Below are 20,061 nucleotides of genomic sequence, written 5' to 3' on the forward strand. Positions count from 1 at the left end.
CCGGTCCCCGGGGGCGGGACTCAGGGCAGGATGGCGAACACCCGGGCCGGAAAGCCGGAGCCGTCCTTGGGCTTGGGAAAGGCCGCCACCACCAGCGCCCCGGCCTCGGGCACGGCGTCCAGGTTGGCCAACAGCTCGATCTGGTAGTGGTCGCCCTTGAGGATGTAGGTTTCCAGGGAATAGTCGTCCTTGGTCACGGCGACGCCCGGGTCGGTGTCGGTGGTCTCGTGGCCCGAGGCGGTGACGCCGCGCTCCTCGTAGAGGTAGCGCAGCACCTCCAGGCTCCAGCCCGGGTAGTGGGCGACGCCGGCCGCGTCCCTGTTCTGCATGGCCTCCGCGTCCGGCCAGCGCTTGGACCAGTCCGTGCGCATGGCCACGAACGCGCCCCGGGGAATCGGGCCGTGCCGCTTCTCCCAGCTCTTCACGTCTTCCATGGCGATCACGTAGTCCGGGTTCGCTGCCACGGCCTCGTGCACGTCGAGCACCACCAGGGGCAGGAGCATGTCCTTCACGTCGATGCGGTCCACGGTGCGAAGTCCCGGGGCGAAATGGGCCGGCGGATCGACATGGGTGCCCCACTGGCCCACGTGGGTGAAGGACTGGGCGTAGAAGCCGCTCCCCAGCTTCCCCACGCCCGGCTCGTACCAGTAGAGCGTCTCCAGCTTCTCGTCGGGAAAGCCCTTCCAGTGCGGAATGCCCGGTGCGAAGGCGTGGGTGAGGTCCACGAACCGCTTTTCCTTGAGGACCTTCCAGGCATCGTCCAGGGTCAGGCCGTCAGCCGCCGAACAGCCCGTCGCCGCCGCCGCGACCAGCCCGGCCGCCAGGACCGTAAGGCCGACGATGCGCGCCATGCGTTTCATGAGCCCTCCTTGCGGCGGCCGGCCGCCGCGAGTCCGTCCCCCGTTCCCGAGAGACGCCGAGCAGCCCCCGGGAAGCGGTCCGCCCAGGACGTCTGTCCCCGGATCCGAAGGGACGCCCTTGCGGCATACGCCGATTCCGGGCCCGGCGACAACCCCGGCCGCGCGGCGCATTCCCGAAATGCGTCCGCGCTCATCGGGGGCGCGGCCCTAGAACGGCGGCGGCACCTGGATGTAGACCGTGCTCCCTCCCTGGATCACGGGCTGGTAATAGACGTCGCCCACGGTGTAGTACGTCTGGCCGTCGACCAGCACGGGCGCGGCCGCCGACGGCAGGGCGTAGAGGGTGGCTGCCACGGCGGCAGTGGCCGCGGCAGCGGCGACCACCGCTCCCGGAGCCACGACCGGCGGCGGGACGAAGCCCGGCACGGGAACGGGCACCGGCACGGGCGCGAGGGGACGCGGCCCGACCCAGGGCCCGGGCGGCGGCGGCATGGCCGGGCCGAAGGCCGGGGCGAAGGGTCCGGGATGGGGGCCGGACATGGGCGCGGGGCCGAACGCCCCGGGCGGCGGCGCGCCGAAGCCGGCCGGCCCGGGATGGGGCTCGGGTCCGAAGGCCGCCGGCCCCATGGGCTGGGGCGGATGCATGGCCCCGGCCGGAGGCATGCCGCCGGCCATGCCGGCCGGGGACGCGGACGGATGGAAGCCGCCGCCCATGTCGCCGAAGCCGCCTTCGGGCGGATGGAAGCCGCCGAAATCGCCTTCAGGCGGATGAAACCCCCCGAAGTCGCCGCCGTGAAACCCGCCGAAACCGCCGCCATGGAAGCCCCCGCCGCCGAAGCCGCGGAAGCTGTGCCCGGGCTGGGGAGCGGCCAGGGCCAGGCCGGCGGCCAGGCCAAGGAGGCCCGCCAGGCGCAGCATCGTTCGTTTTGTGGTGATGGCCATGGTCCGCCTCCGTCAGGGCTTGTTGCCGGCGGCCGGCGGCGTGACGAGCTTGGCCCGCACCGCCTCGGGGGGCGGCGTGAACTCGAAGGTCCTGGCCGCAAATCCCGAGGCCGGCTTCCAGTCGGCGTACTCGACCAGGGTGCGCGGATCGCCGTGGAGCGTCTTGTCCGTGACGGCCAGGCGCAGGGGCCAGGGCGTCTTGCCGGCGTCGATCCACAGCTCGAAGTCCCGGGTGAGCTGGCGGAAGGCGAGATGGTGGCAGGGCTTGCCGCCGACTTCGCTTGGGCCCACGTACACGCCTTCGAGCACCCCGTCCGTCATGCTCTTGTAGGGGTCGGCGGCCAGGAAATCGACCATGGGCCCGACCAGGCGCAACTGGGCCAGGGCCGCGTCCAGGGCCGCCTCGATGCGCGGCGGCACGTCCAGCACGACGTAGGTTTTGGACCGGGCGTCGTAGACCTGGAAGACCGGACCGTCCTGGACCCAGGTTCCGGCCACGGCGTCGCCCGCGGCCTCGGCCCGCAGCTTGTCCGGCCGGGCGGCCTTGACGGCCGTCTTGTGGAAGAAGGCGACCTTCTGGCCGTTGGGGAACACCCGGTCCACGAGGCTTTTCTCCGTGACCGAGAAGGCCGCAAGCGACTGGAGGTTGGCGGCCATGGCCCGCAGCAGGGCCTCGGCCTTGGGGTCGACGGCCATGCCGGCCCGGGCCGCGCCGGAGAAAAGCGCCAAGCACAGCAAGGCCGTCGCCGTGGCAAGGAGGCGTTTGCGCATGGAGAAGCTCCTTTCCTTGCCGCCGGACGGTCGCGGTTGGCCCGGCGGGTTTGCGGGGGCGCGAGAACCTCCCCCGCCGGTGGCAGGTTGGCGGGCCGCAGCCCGGGAGGCCGACTAGAACGTGAAGGCCAGGCCCAAGATGGGGCCGCTTAAGGTCGCGTCGAACTTGAAGGCGCTTTTGCCGCTGCCCTCGTCGTGGTCGACGCCCACGGCCCGGTAGCCGAGCAGCAACGTGCCGTGCTCCCAGAAGGTGTAGCCCACGGTGGCCGTGGCGTCCCAGGTCAGGGCGGAACTGACCGAGAAGCCGCCCAGGCCGCCGCGAAGGGAGAGCAGCCAGTACCTGGCGAAATGGAACTCGGCCCTGGCCCCGACGATGGGATCGGCCCAGGAGCGGTTCTCGAAGATGTTGCGCCCGCCCCGGGCCCGGTCGCCGTCGAGCGAAAGCGACAGGCTCCAGATGCGCGCCCCGGCCAGCAGGTCGAGGGTCATGTCGGCCCCGCCCGCCTGGCCCAGGGGAAACGCGCCGAACCGGTAGAAGGCGGCGATGTCGGTGAGCAGCAGGCTGGTCTTGCCGTCCAGGGAGATGCGCTTGCCTGAGGCATCGTCACCGAGCAGCGAATAGTTGAAGTCCGTGAAAAGGCCCACACGTTCCCTGTAGAGGCCCTCCAGGTGAATCATGGCGCCTATGTCTAGATACTTGGCGAGATTGATGCAGGGCGCGGAGACCTTGGTGTCGTAGCCCTTTGCGCCAATGGTGCCGTTTAGGCCCGTGAGCCAGGCGTAGGGGATGACGGCCCAGCGGAAGTCGCCCTGATCGTTCTGCGCGGCGGCCCTGGCTGCGCCCGTTGCGGCGGCGAGAACGATGCAGAGGGCGAGAAGCGGGACGACGGTGCGTTTCTTGGGCATTCCTGGCTCCAGCGGACGGTTTGCATGGCGAGGTCCGGCCAGCGTCGCGGCCTTGCGGACAACCGTCCCCGGTGCGCCTCGCCCCAATATCCTGCGCCATTGCTGCCGCAGGATACCGTAATCGGCCCTGATTGTCTTATGCAATAAGGCAATGTTTCGCACAACAACGAAACGGTCCCAGGGAGCCCGGGGTGCACGGCCCAACGCGGAGGGAAGGCGGGAACGATGTCGCGTCTTCGAGAAAACGACAGTTTTTTTGGAGGATTCAGGCGCTCTCTAGGCGGCGCGAATGCGTCGCCGTCTGCCGGCCCGTGCCATGCGTCTCCGCCGTTACGGGGCTTTTCGCGCCTCCGCCGGGCCGTCATCGCCCACGGACAGGGCCTCCAGGATGGCCCCGGGATCGAGGAGGCGGATGCGCTGGCGGGAGACGGCGATGAGCCCGCGCGCCTCGAAAGCGGCCAGGGTCTCGCTCACGGTCTGCTGGCAGGAACCGGTCATGGCCGCGATCTGGCCCTGGGTGAGGCGCACCGGCACGTCCGCCGGCCCGCCCCTGGCCTGGGCGATCTCGTCGTGGGACAGGCACAGCAGGAGCTTTAAAAGCCGCGTCGGCACGTCGCAGGTCATGACGTTTTCGAGCTGCTCGCTCAGGTAGCGGATGCGCCGGCCGAGGACCTCGATGATGCGCCGGGCCATGAGCGGCTGGGTCGCCAGCAGCGCCAGCAGGTCGTCGCGACGGATCTCCAGCAGCACGCCGTCGGCCAGGGCCTGGGCCGAGCACTTGCGCCGCTCCCCGCCCACCACCTCGGCCAGGCCGAACATCTCGCCCTCGGAGCGGATGAAGAACGTGGGCTCCTTGCCGTGCAGGGAGACCCGGAAGATCTTGACCGACCCCCGGTCCAGGTAGAAGGAGCGGTCGCAGCGGTCGCCCTCGAAAAAGACGATGGCGTTCTTCTTGAGCCGCCGCACGGACGCGAGCTTGCGGAAGGCCTCGAACTCCCGTTCCAGGCCGTCGAAGAAGCCCCCCTTGACGAGGTGCCATTCCACGGTGTGCTCACGCCTGGCCATGCTGCAACATAGGGCTCTTCTCCGCCAGGTCAAGGCGGCGGCCGGACGCCCCCGGCAAGGGGCGTGCGGACGCCGCCGCTTGGGCGAACGCGCCTAGTCCTTGACGTCCAGGCGGTTGCGGTACTTGTAGGTCACGGTCTTGCCGTGGATGTCCGTGCACTTCCAGGTGATGGCGTTTTTGCCCATGATGGGCGTGAGCCGCGCCTTGTGGTAGCCCAGCTGGTAGGGCATGCGCGTCTCGATGGCGTTTCGCGGGCACATCTTGACGCAGGACATGCAGTCCCAGCAGTCGCGGGCGGCGTGGCAATGGGACTTGCCGTCCGGCCCCACGTACATGAGGTCGCCCGGGCAGGCCTCCTCGCAGAACGATTCCTCGCGGCCGGCGCAGCCGTTGCACTTCTTCGGATCGACGATGGGCGGCATGGCCTCCTCCTTTTAGGGCTTGTAGCGGTCGCCCGGCACGAGCTGCTCGTAGGGGCGGGTGAAGGTTTCGATCTCGCCGGTGGCCGGGTCGCGCCGGCTCTCGACGTGGCAGTCGTAGGCCGGGTCCGTCTCGGGATAGTCCGAGCGGGTCTGCCAGCCCTGCCAGCGGGTCTCCTTGCGGAAGCGCAGGTGGTGGCACAGCACCTCGGCCACGTCGATGCGGTCCACCACCTCGTGGACGGCCATGAGGTCGTGCAGGTCCGCGGCCTTGAGGTAGCGGGTCTGGTCGCGCAGCATGGCGATGTGCTTGAGCGCGTAGTCCAGGCGCTCCTCGTTGGTGCGGTAGAACTGGCTCGTGCCGCCGGCGTACTCGTCCATGAGCCGTTGCAGGCGCTCCTCCATCTCCAGGGCGCGCAGGCCGTCGAAGTCCTCGCCGCGCAGAAGCGGCGCGAACACGCGCTCCTTTTCCGCCGCCACCTGGGCCGGGTCGGGCTCGGGCAATTCAAGACCCTTGATGTAGGCCGCCGCGCCGCGAAGCGCGAGCTTGCCCTCGGCCGCGCAGCCGCCCACGAACTTGTTGGGGTTGCCGCCGGCCGTCTCCCCGGCCGCGAACAGCCCCGGGACGGTGGTCATGCGCTCGAGGTCCACCCAGAACCCGGACTGGGTGTGGCCGCCGACGATGTAGGGGTCGGAGCCGTAGATCTCGATGGGCTCCTCGACCGGGTCCTGGCCCCGGCTGGCCAGGAACAGCACGAAGCTCGGGCGTTCGTTCAGGTAGTCCGTCATCATCCTGTTCGCCAGTTCCGGGTCCATGCCGCGCGTGTCGCAGTAGGTGGGGCCGCGCCCGGCCAGCCATTCCTCCATGGGGGCGTTGGCCCGGATGTAGCGCGGGGCCTTGTCCGCGCCGAGGTGGGCGTAGCGGCTCTGCATGATGCGCTCGCCCTTGGCGTTGATGATGGGGGCTTTGTAGCCCACGGAGATGGTGTCCACCGGGCCGCAGAAGTCCTTGGTGCGCGTGGCCACCCAGCGCTGCTCCATGGAGGTCATCTCCGCGCCCTGGCGGATGCCCACGGCGTAGCCGGTGCCCACGCAGTAGGGGCACATCCAGATCTGGTGGTGGGAATCGGTGGCGTCGGCGGTGTAGCTTTTATAGAGCCCGGCCGCGCCGCCGGTGGCGTTGATGACGGCGCCCGCCCGGAACACGTAGAACCTGCCGTCGCGCACGCCGAAGCCCAGGGCGCCGATGCAGCGCGGGCCGTCCATGAGCAGCTGCGTGCAGGCCACGCGGTTGTAGACCTTGGCCCCGGCCTCGATGGCCTTTTCGGCCATGATGGGCTTGAGCTGCTCGCCATGGATGGAGATGTCCCAGGCCCCGCGGTAGCGGATCTTGCCGTCCTCGTCGCGCAGGATGGGCAGGCCCCAGCGCTCCAGGTCGTCCACGGACTCGTTGAGCTCCCGGGCGTTGGACAGGGCCAGGTCCTCGCGGATGGGGCCGCCGCCCACCTGGGACCGGCACCAGCGCACCAGGTCCTCGGGAGTCTTGCCTTCGGGGATGTAGGTATTGATAGCGTCCATGCCGGCGGCGCAAGCGCCCGAACGCATGATGTGGGCCTTTTCCATGATGACGACCGAGAGCGTCGGGTCGATCTTGGCCGCTTCCACGGCCGAGAAGCAGCCGGCGTTGCCGCCGCCGATGATCAGGACGTCGCAGTCCACGCGCACGGTTTCCACCGCGTCGAGGCTTTGGGGATTTTGGGCCATGCGAGGCATCGTCGTTTCTCCTTGTCGCCTTTTGGGGGCGGTTGACGGCTAATAGGGCCAGGGAGCGGCCGGGTTCCAGACGGGCAGGCCGAACAGGGCGTACCAGGGGGCCATGACGCAGATGCCGAAGGCGATGGCCATGAGGATGCAGACCCAGCCGGCCCGGGCGTAGTCGGCCGTGGAAAAGGTCCCGGTGCCGTAGGCGATGACCGCGGCCGTGATCTGGGTGGGGAGCAGGTAGGCGAAGGTGTCCACGTTGCAGATGAGCAGCGTCAGGGCCACGGGATGCAGGCCGAGCTTGGGCCCCATGGCGAAGACGACCGGGGCCAGCATGGCCACGGCGGCCACGTTGGAGAGCATGCCCAGGCGCAGTATCTGCGTGCCGAGCATCATGACCGCCAGCGTCTGCCACCAGCCCATGCCCTGGACCAGGGTATGGAGGTGCTCGGCGGTCCAGCCGGCCAGGCCGGACTTGGTCATGGCGTCGGTCATGGTGATGGCCCCGCCGAGCAGCAGGAAGGTGCCCCAGATGGTGCGGTCCTGCACGGCCTTCCACTTGAAGGGGAAAAGGCCCGGAATGAAGAGAATCATGATGCCGACCAGGCCGACGACGCCGAGCTGGTAGTGGTGCAGGACCAGGGGACTGCCCTTGCCGGTCATGAACAGGACGCCGACCAGGGCGAACACGGCGAGCATGGCCTTCTCGGCCCGGCTCATGGGCCCGAGCGCCTTGTGCTGGCGGCGGATCTGCTCGTGGCCGCCGGCGATGGACACGCCTCTGGTCTTGAAGCAGCGGGCGACCCACCACTGGGTCAGGGCGAACATGAAGAGATAGGGCACGTGCAGGAGCATCCAGTTGAAGTAGCCGAGGCTCTTGAAGCCGTTTTTCTCGAACAGGCCGGTCATGATGAGGTTGGGCATGTGGCCGGTGAGGATGAACAGCCCCGAGATCATGCTGGCGTAGACCATGGACTGGATGACGATGGCTTTTTTGGCCTCGCGTTCGCGCGGGGTGTCGCCGAGCAGCGCCGTGACGCCCTGGACCACGGGCATGATGGTGGCGGCCCGGGCGTTGGCCGCCGGGATGAGGAAGGCCAGCACCACGTTGACCCCGAACATGCCCCAGATGATGCGGCCCACGCTCGAAGCCTTGATCCTGTCCAGGATGGCCAGGGCGATGCGCTTGTCCATGCCGAGCAATTGGATGACGGCCCCGGTGAAGAAGGCGAACAGGCACAGCCAGACTTCGTGGGTGGTGAACCCCGAGAAGACCTGGCCCATGGGCGGGTTGCCGTTGTTCCAGGGGAGGGCCCGGGTGAGGATGAGCAGCGTGGGGATGGAGATGCCGGTGATGCCCACAGGCATGGCCTCGGTGACCCACATGAGCGAGGCCCAGACGAGCACGGCCAGCACGGACATGCCCTCCCGGGACAGGCCCTGGGGCAGGGGCAGCAGGAATTCGAGGCAGGCGAAAGCGGCCCAGGCCGCCGCGTAGCCTATCCAGGTGGCGCGGGGGCTTCGCCCGCAGAGGGTGAGGTTCTCGGAAATGTAGGTTCCGAGCCCTCCCCGGCATTCGTTGACGGTCGCGACGGACCCGTTGGCCATACGGCACCTCCGGTGATCGCCTTGCGGCGTGATGCCGGAAGCTACGCCGCCCGGGGGCGTCGGCACTATCGCGGGGACGATAAAGCGGGAAAGAAAAGTTTCCCCTGCCGCGGGCGGGGCCGGCCGTTCGCCCCGCCCCGCTCTCGTCCTCCCTCCTTGGCTCTACGGAAAAGATGGAGCTGCACCGGATACGGGCACGCGCCCCGCCGCGCGGCCCCTCCCGGGCATGGGGCTCCGATTTCGCGGCGGGCTCAGTTGGTCCTGACCAGGACCGACGCCGTGGCGCCCACGCGCAACACGACGTCCCGGGGCTTTTCGACGATGCGCACCCGGACCGGGACGCGCTGGGCCAGCCGTATCCACTCGAAGGTCGCGCTGACGGACGGAAGCAGGTCCTGCCCGGTTGCGCCGTCCTGCTGGGCGATGCCGTGGCCGATGCTGTCCACCACGCCGGCCAGCGGGGCGTCGGGATAGGTCATGAGCGTCACCACGGCGTCGTCGCCGCTTTTGATGCCCCCGACCACGCTCTCGCGGAAATACCCGGCCACCCAGTAGCTGCCGGCGTCCACCAGGGCCAGGTTCGCCTGGTTCGCCACGGCCTGGCTCCCCGGGCGCAGGTTCAGGTTCGCCACGTAGCCCTCCACCGGGGCCCTGACCCTGGTGAATTCGAGGTTGAGCTTGGCCTGCTCGCACTGCGCCATGGCCTCGCGCAGTTGGGCGTTGTCCTCCCCGGGCGCGCCCAGGGCCGCCTTGGCCCGAGCCAGCTCGGCCTCGGCCTGGGTCCTGGCGGCGTTGGCCTTCTCCAACTGGACCTGGGCCTGGTTCAGGTTGGCCTGGGCCGTGACATGGCTTTCCTTGGTCAGGTCGAAGTCGCGCCTGGCGATGGAGCCGCTGTTCACCAGGGATTGGTAGCGGACGATGTCCTTTTCCAGCTCGTCGAAATGCGCCTTGGCGCTCGTGACGCCAAAAGCGGCGTTGCGCACGGAGGTCTGGCTTTGCAGCAGCGACGCTTCGGCGCTTTTCACCTGCTGCTCCAGGTTGCGGATCTGGTCCCGGGTCTTGTCCAGGTTGGCCAGGGCCTGCTCGTAGGCGGCCTGGAAGGTCCTCGGGTCGATGGCGAAGAGCAGGTCGCCCTTGTCGACATGCTGGTTGTCCACAATGGGCAGTTCCACGATGGGTCCGGAGACCCGGGGCGTGATCTGGACCACGTTGGCCCGGACCTGGCCGTCGCGCGTCCACGGATTGAGGACGTATTGCCTGTACTTGAGCGCGAGCAGGCAAAGCGCCGCGAGCACGAGGCAGGACGTGGCGCAGACCCGGCGGGAAATCTTCATGACATGCATCGCATTCATCCTATGACGACAAAGGCTTCGATGATCACGGAAACAATGACGACCAGCGCCACGAAGACAAGCTCCGGGGCGGCGAAATGGCGCGACAACCGGAACCTGTCGAGCGCCTTGACCAGGCAATACGTGAGCGACAGGCCGAGAATCCCGGCCACGAGCAGCGGCGGCACGTAGACCCCGGCGATGTTGACTTCACTCGGTGCGGCGAACATGCATCACTCCTTCGATATCCGCCTAGTGGCGGCCCTAAAAAATACGAAGGTATTTTTTAGAAAAATATAACGACTAAACGTGTTGCCCGCGAAATACGTGAGCACGCCTTTCGCGGACGCGGCGTTAGAAGCGCGTCTCGCGCCAGCGTTCCCAATCGAAAGCGGCGGCAAGGGCCGCATGGTCGACCAGCGCGCGATGTATCCCCCTGTAGCTGCCAAGCAATCGATACAGACCAGTGGCTTGCGATTGCGGAATCCGGTTTGAGACGGTCTCGAAGCCTTCCTCCACGGCCTGCTCCAGGCGTTCGTACTCCTGGCGCAACGCGTTGCCCACGTCGCGCGCCGCCGCCGCGTCCGGGACGTCCTGCCCCCAGCGCCCCACGGCGATCCTGACCGCCCTGTTCCAGGCCTCGAAAGGCCCGTCCATGACGCCCGGACCGGCCCGGCCCACCGGAGGCGCCTCGGACAGCAGCGCGCAGCAGCGGACGATGCCGCCGAGGCTGGAAAGAACGGCCGCGACCTCCTGCCTCGAATCCGTCCGCAGGGGCGCGTAGTCCACGCTGTTGGCCCAGCCGCCGAGCTTGGCAAGGGTCGCCTCCATGGCCGCCAAGGCGGCCGCCATCCGCTCCCGCCCCCTGTCCGTCGCCGGCGCGGCTTCGCGGTGCGCCAGGAACCGCTCGGCCTGGCGGAAAAACCGCGCCCGCAACCGCAGGAACATCTTCTCCGGCCGCGAGGAGATGGGCAGATGAAATATGCCGGCCGTGCACAGGATGCCGGAGAGCATGGCCGCCGCGTTGTTGAGGAAGAGCGCGAAATCGTAGGTCTGGTGATTCTGGATGTTGGTCATCATGATGAACGGCACCACGCCGGCCAGCTTCAGGGCCGTCAGCCGCGGATGCCAGGAAATGGAGAAGATGAACGAAGTCAGGCAGAACATCAGGAGCCCGAATTCCCAAAAGCCCGACAAGGACGGCATGACGCACACGTAAAGGACCGCCGCGATGACGACCCCGATAAAGTTGACGCACAGGAACTTGAGCCAGTCCATCTGCGGGGCCATGACGCCCATGAGGGTGAAAAGCCCCACAAAGACGACGAAGGCCGTATGCCCCGGCGGATCGACGTAAATCCAGATGAGCGAGGCGATCCAGACGGCGGCCAGGCCCCGCAGCAGGGCAATGAAGCTGTCGGCGTCGACCGGCCGGCCGCTCCCCCGGGCCGGGCGCGTTTGAGGCGGCGCGAGGTCCGCCCCGCGCCCCTTGACGGCCAGCAGGCAGTCGGCCAGGGCACGACTGGCCGCCTCGACCCGGCCCAGCGCGGCGACGGTCGTCAGCACGGAAGCCCGCTGCAGGTGCGACAGCCCCGCCAGGCGCTCCCGCTCCAGGCGCAGCTCCACCAGCGACTCCCGGCCCCGGGGCTCCTTCCCCTCCATCACGGCCTGCAGCCGGGACATGCGCGCCATCAAGGCCGCCTGCACCCGGCGCAGGTCGGGCAGCAGATCGTCGAGGTCCAGCCGGCGCAACTCCGGAAAGCTCTCCTGCCACAGGCGCAGGCTGGCGAGCATGGCCTGAAACGCCGCCAGCAGCCGACGCCACCAGCCGCGCATCTCGCCGACCTCGAACTGCTCCAGGTCCGCCGCGTCCAGCCGACGCCGCAGCTGCCCCAGAAGCTGGTCGGCCAGATTGGCCCATTTCCCGACCGGCTCCTCCAGATCCTTTCCGCGCAACAGGGAAAAGGAGACGTGCAGCAGCCGCGACTGGACGCCAAGCAGGCTGGCGACGGTCGCTTCCAGGCCGCCGACCCCGCGCTGGGGCCAGAGAAAGACGGAAACCACGGCGTAGACGAGGATGCCCAGGCCCGTTTCCTGGAGGCGCAGCACGGCCGTGGCAAAGGCCTGGTGCGGGCTGGTCCCGATGATGGCCGCGGCGATGAGCACGCAGACGTAGCCGCTGAGAAACCAGAAGTAGACGGCCCGGGAGACCGTGATCCTGTAGGCGCACAGCCCCAGGTACGCCGACAGGCCAAAAAGGAAGGCCCATCGCTGCTGGGCGAACAGGCCGTAGAGAAGCAGGGCGACGCCCGCGCCGACAAAGGTGCCCCAAAGGCGCTGCACGCATTTCCTGAGGGATTCACCCACGGTCGGCAGGCTCACGACCGCCACGGCGATGCAGACCCAGTACGGATTGCTCCAGCCCAGGGCCATGGCGACGCCGCAGGCCAGGGCCATGGCCAGCCCGGTTTTGATCGATTCCCTGACCGCAAGCGGAAGATGCGACATACGTTCGTCTGCCCGGCTCGGAAAAGGCGTTCGGCGGCGCAACCGCGCCCGGTTTCCGGGATATCCCCGGCACGCCGGGCAGCGGCCCGGTGGTCCCTGTAAATAAAAACACACGTTTTTTAAGGGTGTTGTCACAAAAAAGCGGATCGCGTAAGGCTTGGCGATCCGCTTGGCGCGTTCTTTTGTATACACATGTAGACTGTCTCCCCTCTTTTGTCTACATGTGTAGACATCATGGCGTGCCCGCTTCCAAAGCCGGCCCGCATCCGTTCCCGCCCTGTCCGGACCGGCCCCTGCCAGGAGACGGGCGAGGAACCGGTTGATCTGCCGCGAATTTTCGTGCGACCCTGACGCGGCATGCCGCGGCGGCGGCCTGTCGCGCGCCACGGCTGGGCGGCCTGCTGTTTTGGGGGGGCGCGCCGCCGCGGATGTCCAACACGCGAGGACAAGACATGAAAGATCCCAAGGGGCTGGAGATGCCGCAGAAAACGCCGGGGAGGCCGCGACGCAATGCGGCCGCGACCCGACAGGCCATCCTGGATTCGGCGCGCCAAGCCTTCACCCGGTCGGGCTACGACGGCGTGGGCCTGCGGGAAATCGCTCAAAGCGCCGGGGTGACGGCGATGCTCGTCAACCGCTATTTCGGGTCCAAGGGAAAGCTGTTCGAGGAGGTCGTCGAGACGACCCTGGCCGTGCCCGGCATTTTGCGCAACGAGATCACGAAGGCCGACAATAATTTCGCTTCGCTCAGCCGGGCCCTGGCCAGCGAGCTCGTCGCCGCCGCCGCGTCCGACCGAAGCCCTCTCGACGGCATCCTCCTGCTCGTCCGCTCGGCCGCCAACGAGCAGGCGGCCCTGGTCCTGCGGGAAAGCGCCGCGCGGCACCTCAAACCGCTGATGGACATCATGACCGGCAGCCATGCCGACGAGCGGGCGGCGACCTTCCTCGCCCTTGTGGCTGGCTTCCAGCTCATGCGCTGGATCATCGCCCTGCCGGGACTGGCCGAAGCCGATCCAACGGTCCTGGAAGGGCAGCTCGAGGAATTGTTCGCCTGCCTGCTGACGGAGAAATAAGGGGGTGAACCCCGGGCCGGGTGAGGAGGCGCGGCAGGGCGTCCCGTCCGGCGGCCCCTTGCCCGCCCCCGAGGAGACGTTCTCCCGGGCCCTGGCGGCCGCCTTCCCCCATGGTGCCGGCAATGCCCGTACCTGCCGGAAAAAGAAAAAGGGCCTCGCGGATCGTCTCCGTAAGGCCCTTGAACTTCCTTGGTTGCGGGGGTGGGATTTGAACCCACGATCTTCGGGTTATGAGCCCGATGAGTTGACACCCAACCCCCATAAATATAGGTAATTCCTAGAAGCTGTTTTGGCAAGTGGTTGCTTTCATAGGGCTTTCGTTAGTCTTGGTTAATCTTGGTTAGTCTTAGTGCGTGACGGTTAGTCAAGGTTAATATAAAGATTGCCACCAATTTGCCACCACTGCCACCAAGGAGAGAAATACCAACATGGCGCAAAAATGGGAACCGTTTTCAGGGGTTTCGGCTCTTTTTTATCGAGATTACGGCCAGGACGGCAAGACGTGGATGTTTCGGCAGATGGTCAACGGAACCCGCGTAACTGACTATTTGGGAGCGATGAGCCAGGAGCGGGCCGTTGTTATCGTCGCGACTCTTCGCGAAAACCGGAAATTGAAAGTCGGGCCACAAACTTGGGCCGAGATGGAAGGAACGGCCCAGGAAGAGGCCAAAGTTGAAAAAATCAAAGAAGAAAAAGAGCGGAAGAGGATTTTAGCCGAAGAAGAATTTGCTAAGGCAAACACAATTGAAAATTACTGGAAAAATGTTTACTGGCCGGCAAGGCAAAAAGAAGGATCGGCGCATAATAATAAATCGATTTTAGGCATTTTTGAAAATTGGATTTGTCCAGTCGTTGGAAAAATTCCACTTCAAGAATTGACATATTTAGATGTTAATAAAGTGCTAAATATCGCGAGGGATGTAGGCATTTCTCAAAAAACTCAAAAAAATATTTATGTCACGTTGCAAACGCTTTGGAACGATGCCAAGCAATTTCATTCCGTAAAACGAAACATGGAACTTCCCATTTTTCCAGGAAAAGGGATCAAAAAGGATCGTCTTAAAATCAATAACAAAAAGAACTGTTTTTTGGACACAGACGAGGCCAAGCTTTTACTTGATACACTCAAAAATTGGCGTGAATTTTATAAACAGCACAAAATGGCAATCAAAGGCCAAAGCGGAGATGACGCTTACGGCATGGCCGTTGTAGCGTTATTTTCCGGTTTGCGTTTTGGGGACATCGCTTCATTAACTTGGGGCGAAGTTGCGAATAAAGAGCAGGCATATGCCAGAAACCCAAAAGGGGGAAAAGCATACGGAATCCATCTTAATGTTGCAATCATCCGTGAAATGTTGGCAGAAAGAAGAAAAAGGTTATCAGATGAGCCAAAGCCAGACGATTTAGTTTTTAAAAATGCCCGTGGCGAAAAATGGGTTTCAGTTCCACAAATTTATAAAACGGTTATTGAAAAGTTGGGTTTTAACGAAGTGCCGCGTAGATATAAAAATCCGGCTCAAAAAATTGACTTCCACGCCTTGCGGCACACGTTCGCGTCTTGGCTGGCGATGCAAAGCGTGTCGTTATACACAATCATGAAGCTTATGGGTCATCAAAGTCTAGCAATGACGGAACGTTACGCAGACCTTGACCCGACCCTGACCAAGGCCTGTGTTGAAAAAATGTATTGGAATTTCAGTGACTTGACAGGAAAAGAAGAGGGCGAATAAATTCCCCTTGATGTGACTAGGTGAGTGTTGTAATTGGGAGGTGGGTAGAGACATGACCCCGCCGACCCGGGGGGCATGCTGGCTAGCTCACCGCCCCTAGGGTGAGGGTCTGAGTGCAGCGGATTAGAAATACTCTATAGGCTACTCAATAAACTGCAAGCTGCTGCTCCGCCCCCCGGACGACTATCGGCTCGGAAAAAGGTTAAGAATACAAAGCCGTATGTAACGGCAAGCCGAAAAGTCCCGGAAAGCTATGGTCAAGCCCTGTTCTCTTTAGAGAACAGCGCGCTTGCCTGTGCTTTTCGGGACTTTTGCATTTGTCCCGCCGCACAGGCACCCATTCGAGGGTGCTATGCACGACGCCACTTCTGCTATTTCCGCCGCTACCGCTGCTTCCGCTGCTCTTATTAAGGACTTGCGACGCACTCTTAAAGTCAGGACTCTTCCTTTAACGCTCGGCGTCGATCAAATCGCGTTGTCGCTGGGCGTCCATGCACAAACTGTTAGATCGCATGTCAAAGCCGGAACGTTGCCGTTTGAACGTATTTCGATCACTGACGGCCGGAACTGGCGATTTCGGACCGCCGACTTGCTCGTATATCTACTCAACGACACGACTCTAGCCCCCACCACGCCCACCACTGCTACGCCGCCAGCCCCGCGCAAGGGGCCTGGGCGGCGCGTCGGCTCGCAAAACAAAAAGACCAAAGCCCAGGCCTCGGGTGAGGGGGCGTAACATGCGCCAGCCCTACCAACATACCGGCGCGTGGTCCACCTACCCGCTTACAAAACAGATTTCCCGAAATGAAAACGGCGAAATCGTCTCTATTCCTGCCCGTACTATTACTCACGCCCGCGCAAAACGCGTTGAAACCCCAAATGCGTTTGCATTTGCGGAAATTTTAACCCGTTGCAATCCATTTCATGTTTTTTGGTATGGCGTTTCAGAACAGTCTTTGGTGACAGTTGTTACAAAAGACGCGTTAAAACGCATTTCCCCGGCGCACAGAGATGAATACGCCGCCCGCACACAAAAAGATTTTCCCTTTATCAAAAACACGCCGGGCTGGCTCTGTTTCGATTATGACCCGCAGGACGGCGTTACCCCGCTTTGTCATGACGAATTACGCGAAAGGCTTATTATTGTATGTCCAGAGATCAAAAATGCACCGATGGCGTTTGCTCACTCTACGTCGTCTTATATCTACTATCTCGACGATAATGGCGTTGAGCAGTGTTATAGAGGTGACAAAGGAAAAAGAATTTATGTCGGACTTGCTGACATGTCCGATATTAAACGATTTGGAACTGATATTTTTAACGCTTTTTGGGATAAAGGTTGGGGTTGGTTTGAATTTTCCACAACAGGTTCAAAATTAGCGAAAACTTATTATGATCGTGCAATGCGGTCATCGCACCAGCCTGATTTTGTGGGCGGCGCATATTGCACAAACGGGGTTTATCAACGGCGACCTGATCCAATTGTGGTCAATGGCGATAATCCGCCATTTGAATCACGCGCATGGAAATATGAAAGGAAGGTGGTTGAAAAGGCTTCCAAAGCGACAAAGGGCGCTAAAGCAGAAGTCAAGAAAGAAGAAAACACCGATTGTGACGCAAAAAATGCGGTTTTAACAATCGAAGAAAGCAAGTTGACGCGTGATACAGTGATCCATTTTGCAGAAGGAGGAGAAGAAACGCTAGGGAGAATTATGTTAAATCGTCAAAAATGTCATGGACAAATTGTATTTGATCCGTGTCCTACAAAAGGCAAACCCGTACACAAGGCCATTTTGCATGTCAACTCGACGAATCCTTGCATCTGGACTTGGGCACATGGAGGCGTTCGGTATCTGATTCCGCTTTCGTGGCGGAATCCGCCGCCAAAATCAGTGCGCGGGTTTGGGGCGAAGCTGCGGCCAGCATCAAAGCCGGCCCAGGCCCCGGTAGAGGAACCGGAGCCGGAAGGGGTCGAGTAGATATAGAGGTGGCAAAGGAAAGCCCCGGTTTGCGGCCGGGGCTAGGAAAACTGGGAACGAATGCCTCGTGGTTGAGCCATTCGTTGCCCAAAACGGACAGAAAGTCAAGAGGGTAAAACGATGGCTATGAAGCCCCGCCAAGATAATTTTGATGACACACCCGCGCCAGCGCCCGAGAGCGTGAACGTTAACAACAATCCTGAAAACCTGGAAAGAATTGTCCGGGCTGGTGTTGAAAACGTCAAAAAGGGAGCTAAAGGCGACCAGAATCGGACCTTAAACGTTACGTGTTACTGGATCGGTCGCGTTTTGGGCGAAGCAGCGTTGCAAGATCATGTCGAAAAGGCGCTGTGTGATGCGGGCGTGGAAATCGGTATTAATCAGCAAGAAGCGGCCAGAACTGCCCGTTCCGGCCTCCGTGGTGGAGCCGGGGCCGGCGCGCCGGGCAACGAAGAGACGTTGCCGCAATTTTTGTGCGAAATCGATGCCCCGGGGAACTCCGAAGAAGATGAATCGCTGGCGATTGATGATTTTGTCGGAAAATTGCCGCCGATGCCGCTCGAAGTATTCCCGGAAAAGGCGCGTGAAGCGATTGCCGCTATTGCTGCCAGTAAAGACGTTCCACAAGACATGGTCGGGGCATTTTTCCTTTCTTTGTGCGCTGCTTGTATCGGCCGAGCAAGAACCGCCCGATATTCTAAAACATGGCAAGAACCTGGAAATCTGTATTTTCTTGTCGCGGCTGCAACTGGCACAGGTAAAAGCCATACGATGAAATTCATTTTTAGCGAACTTGCTCGAATGGAAGCGATTGTCAAAATGCAGTACCGCGAAGATCGGCGCAAGTACGAAGAGGATATGGTCGTTTTTCGCAAGCGTAGTTCGGGGAAAGAGGGAAGCAAAGGAAAAAAAAGCGATGCGCCGACTTGTTCGGCCAATACAGGAAAAAAGGATGAGATGCCGAAACGGCCGCCTAACATCCAATATGTTCTGACCGACACAACGATGGAAGCAGCCATGGACCTTCTTTTTGACAATCCTCGCGGGCTGTGCTGGCTTATTGACGAGTTTCACAACTTCATTCCGGGTTTAGATCGATATTCAGCAAAAGGCACCAGTGAAGGGAAGCGCCGTCTTTTGTCAACCTGGGATGGAGCGACGATTTGCGTCAACAGAAAGGCCAAGGATGGCGTTTCAAATGAATTGTATATCGAAAACGCCACGTTTTCGATCTGCGGGTGTGTCCAGCCACATTTGCTGCCCGAAATTTTTACATATGATGATTTGCACCAGGGCTTGCCGGAACGGTTCTTGTTCGTCAATTGTCAGCCGCAGCCGCCCGCACCAGACCCCAGGCCGGAAATTCCGGAATGGGTCGAAAAATATTTGACCCGGATCACTCGCGTTATGATGGGTTTTGCCATGGAAGAGGACCAGGACGGACGTCTGCGCGGCTTAGCGATTGATCTCGACGACGCGGCTCGGAAGGAATGGAATGCGTTTAGCAACACAATTAAAAACAAAACGTATGGTTTAACTATTCATGGCTTTGCAATGAAAATGCGTGGCATAACCTTGCGGCTGGCGTTGTTGCTGCATTGTTTGCGACATGCTGACGATGGAGACGTGACAGACGGGGAAATCACTTTTGGCGACATGACCAACGCCGTGGCCCTGGCCGACTACTTTTTCGCCCAAGCGCAGAAAATGAATACATATATTCCTGACAAAAAGGGGAATTCGCGATCCGCAACAAACGACACTCATGCATCCCGTATTGCCGAATTGTTGCTGAAGCACGTTCATGAAATTGGACAACTTGAAGGGAAAATCGAAAACAAGGTGCTTCAAGGATGGTTTAAAAAGGCGCGGCTTAAAATCAATCAAAACCAATTACGCGAGGCGTTTACCACACTAAATATCGAAGCCGGGCGCGAAAAAAGTCGTCGATACCGGCTCATAACAACGGATGTTTTGGACATTTGCTCCAAAATGAGTTCCCAAATCAAGGGCGTGTTCGAAGAAGACGATTTTGACGCAGTGGAAGTGGACGAGAGGTGACAGCGATGACAGCCGATGACACAGCCATTGTCATCTCTAAGGCCCCGGAATCCGGGGCCTTTTCCTTTGATGACGGAGATGACAGCGGTACCTAAGGGAGAGGGGGAGAAGCGCGGGGGGAATTTAAGAATTTATCATAATATCAGGAGGATAGAAAAAGTCTTAAAACCCCTATTAAGGAAGCACTGTCATCGTTGTCACCAGGGATTAAATTCAATAATTTCTATTGGTTATTGGTGACAATGGCTGTGTCATCGGCTGTCATCGGTGTCACCCTTTAAAAAAACTTCGAAAATTTAGGTAGTTGCTTTATTCGGCGTCCCTCGGAGACTCGGGACGCCGATCGGGGAGGCCCCACCCCCCCACAGGACCTCCTCCCGACTGATCCCTCCCCCGTAATTGCCCGTGCGATCGGGCCGAGTCTTCGAGGCCCGGGGGATAGCACCCACCAACCCCTTCCCCCACCCCTTCAAATTGCCCGCCACAGTGACCTGCCCGGGCCTTTTCGGACCATCTGAAACTTGAGAAGGGGGCTCTCGACGACAAAGAGCCGATACAGACTCCATCTTCAAGGAATTTATCATGTTTGCTTAAAAAACGGCTGCCCCGGGAGGCCTTCGGGGCAGCCGGATTGGAGGGACGAGGCGGAAACACAGTCATTTTGTACGGGCTATCAATACATCGCATTTGGCGTGGGCCGCCACCTTGCTGGAGACGCTGCCAAGGAGAAAACGCTCAATACCATGCGTTCCTCTGGAGCCAAGAACGATCAGGTCCGCACCAAGTGTTTCGGCGGCTTCCAGGATTTTGCGCGCAGGGTGCCCAAATTCCAGTATCGATTGGGCGTGAAATCCCTTGTCGGCTAGTGAATCGCAAGCCTTGTCCAAGAGCTCTTTGCATTCTTTGGCGAAGGCGTTGTTTACCGTCTCGCAGTAGTCTTCTGGAAATCCAGCCGTCGAGCAACTGAGTTCCGGGATCACGGAAATGACGAACAATTGCGCGTCGAGGGATTGGGCCAGCATGGCCGCACGCTCCAGGGCAACTTC

Annotated in this window: 17 protein-coding genes; 5 read left to right on the top strand and 12 right to left on the bottom strand. The window is 62.1% G+C overall.

Features of this window, described 5'->3' with window-relative positions:
• Positions 1–20: 20 nt before the first annotated feature.
• The 11 genes from Q1K70_RS19940 to Q1K70_RS19990 all read right to left on the bottom strand — a co-directional run bounded on the left by Q1K70_RS19940 (position 21) and on the right by Q1K70_RS19990 (position 12,172).
• Positions 21–860 (bottom strand): cyclase family protein, encoded by an 840-nt coding sequence (locus tag Q1K70_RS19940; RefSeq protein ID WP_300163705.1) that lies wholly within the window; start codon positions 858–860, stop codon positions 21–23.
• Positions 861–1,067: 207 nt separating this feature from the next.
• Positions 1,068–1,802 (bottom strand): hypothetical protein, encoded by a 735-nt coding sequence (locus tag Q1K70_RS19945; RefSeq protein WP_300163708.1) that lies wholly within the window; start codon positions 1,800–1,802, stop codon positions 1,068–1,070.
• 12 nt (positions 1,803–1,814) lie between these two features.
• Positions 1,815–2,573, bottom strand: coding sequence for a DUF2092 domain-containing protein (locus Q1K70_RS19950; RefSeq protein WP_300163711.1), 759 nt, complete (start codon positions 2,571–2,573; stop codon positions 1,815–1,817).
• Positions 2,574–2,687: 114 nt separating this feature from the next.
• On the bottom strand, positions 2,688–3,479 hold the full coding sequence (locus Q1K70_RS19955) for a hypothetical protein (protein ID WP_300163714.1): 792 nt from the start codon (positions 3,477–3,479) through the stop codon (positions 2,688–2,690).
• A 330-nt stretch (positions 3,480–3,809) separates the two neighbouring features.
• Positions 3,810–4,544, bottom strand: a complete 735-nt coding sequence (locus Q1K70_RS19960; RefSeq protein WP_300163717.1) for a Crp/Fnr family transcriptional regulator — start codon at positions 4,542–4,544, stop codon at positions 3,810–3,812.
• 93 nt (positions 4,545–4,637) lie between these two features.
• The gene (locus tag Q1K70_RS19965; protein ID WP_300163720.1) at positions 4,638–4,967 is read right to left on the bottom strand and encodes a 4Fe-4S binding protein; all 330 of its coding nucleotides are present in this window, start codon (positions 4,965–4,967) and stop codon (positions 4,638–4,640) included.
• Positions 4,968–4,979: 12 nt separating this feature from the next.
• A complete protein-coding gene (locus Q1K70_RS19970) occupies positions 4,980–6,737 on the bottom strand; it encodes an adenylyl-sulfate reductase subunit alpha (RefSeq protein ID WP_300163723.1) in 1,758 nt (585 codons plus the stop codon).
• 39 nt (positions 6,738–6,776) lie between these two features.
• Positions 6,777–8,333: a DASS family sodium-coupled anion symporter gene (locus Q1K70_RS19975; protein ID WP_300163726.1), complete on the bottom strand. Its 1,557-nt coding sequence runs from the start codon at positions 8,331–8,333 to the stop codon at positions 6,777–6,779.
• Between the two features lie 251 nt (positions 8,334–8,584).
• On the bottom strand, positions 8,585–9,667 hold the full coding sequence (locus tag Q1K70_RS19980; protein WP_300163729.1) for an HlyD family secretion protein: 1,083 nt from the start codon (positions 9,665–9,667) through the stop codon (positions 8,585–8,587).
• A 14-nt stretch (positions 9,668–9,681) separates the two neighbouring features.
• Positions 9,682–9,894 carry a DUF1656 domain-containing protein gene (locus Q1K70_RS19985; RefSeq protein WP_300163732.1) on the bottom strand — a complete coding sequence of 71 codons (213 nt, stop codon included), beginning with the start codon at positions 9,892–9,894 and terminating at the stop codon, positions 9,682–9,684.
• Positions 9,895–10,018: 124 nt separating this feature from the next.
• Positions 10,019–12,172, bottom strand: a complete 2,154-nt coding sequence (locus Q1K70_RS19990; RefSeq protein WP_300163735.1) for an FUSC family protein — start codon at positions 12,170–12,172, stop codon at positions 10,019–10,021.
• Between the two features lie 452 nt (positions 12,173–12,624).
• On the opposite strand from Q1K70_RS19990, the gene Q1K70_RS19995 reads away from it, so the two are divergent.
• The 5 genes from Q1K70_RS19995 to Q1K70_RS20010 all read left to right on the top strand — a co-directional run bounded on the left by Q1K70_RS19995 (position 12,625) and on the right by Q1K70_RS20010 (position 19,015).
• Positions 12,625–13,245: a TetR/AcrR family transcriptional regulator gene (locus Q1K70_RS19995; RefSeq protein WP_300163738.1), complete on the top strand. Its 621-nt coding sequence runs from the start codon at positions 12,625–12,627 to the stop codon at positions 13,243–13,245.
• A gap of 428 nt (positions 13,246–13,673) precedes the next feature.
• On the top strand, positions 13,674–14,975 hold the full coding sequence (locus Q1K70_RS20000) for a site-specific integrase (protein WP_129350604.1): 1,302 nt from the start codon (positions 13,674–13,676) through the stop codon (positions 14,973–14,975).
• A 352-nt stretch (positions 14,976–15,327) separates the two neighbouring features.
• Positions 15,328–15,711: a helix-turn-helix domain-containing protein gene (locus Q1K70_RS22190; RefSeq protein WP_129350607.1), complete on the top strand. Its 384-nt coding sequence runs from the start codon at positions 15,328–15,330 to the stop codon at positions 15,709–15,711.
• A 1-nt stretch (position 15,712) separates the two neighbouring features.
• Complete coding sequence (locus tag Q1K70_RS20005; RefSeq protein WP_129350610.1) at positions 15,713–16,954, top strand: hypothetical protein; 1,242 nt, start codon at positions 15,713–15,715, stop codon at positions 16,952–16,954.
• A gap of 120 nt (positions 16,955–17,074) precedes the next feature.
• Positions 17,075–19,015: a DUF3987 domain-containing protein gene (locus tag Q1K70_RS20010; RefSeq protein WP_129350613.1), complete on the top strand. Its 1,941-nt coding sequence runs from the start codon at positions 17,075–17,077 to the stop codon at positions 19,013–19,015.
• A 656-nt stretch (positions 19,016–19,671) separates the two neighbouring features.
• Here Q1K70_RS20010 and Q1K70_RS20015 read toward each other — a convergent pair.
• A partial coding sequence (locus Q1K70_RS20015) for a universal stress protein (RefSeq protein WP_300163749.1) occupies positions 19,672–20,061 on the bottom strand: 390 nt, incomplete at its 5' end.

This window comes from Solidesulfovibrio sp. (genome assembly GCF_029978005.1).
GTDB lineage: Bacteria > Desulfobacterota > Desulfovibrionia > Desulfovibrionales > Desulfovibrionaceae > Solidesulfovibrio.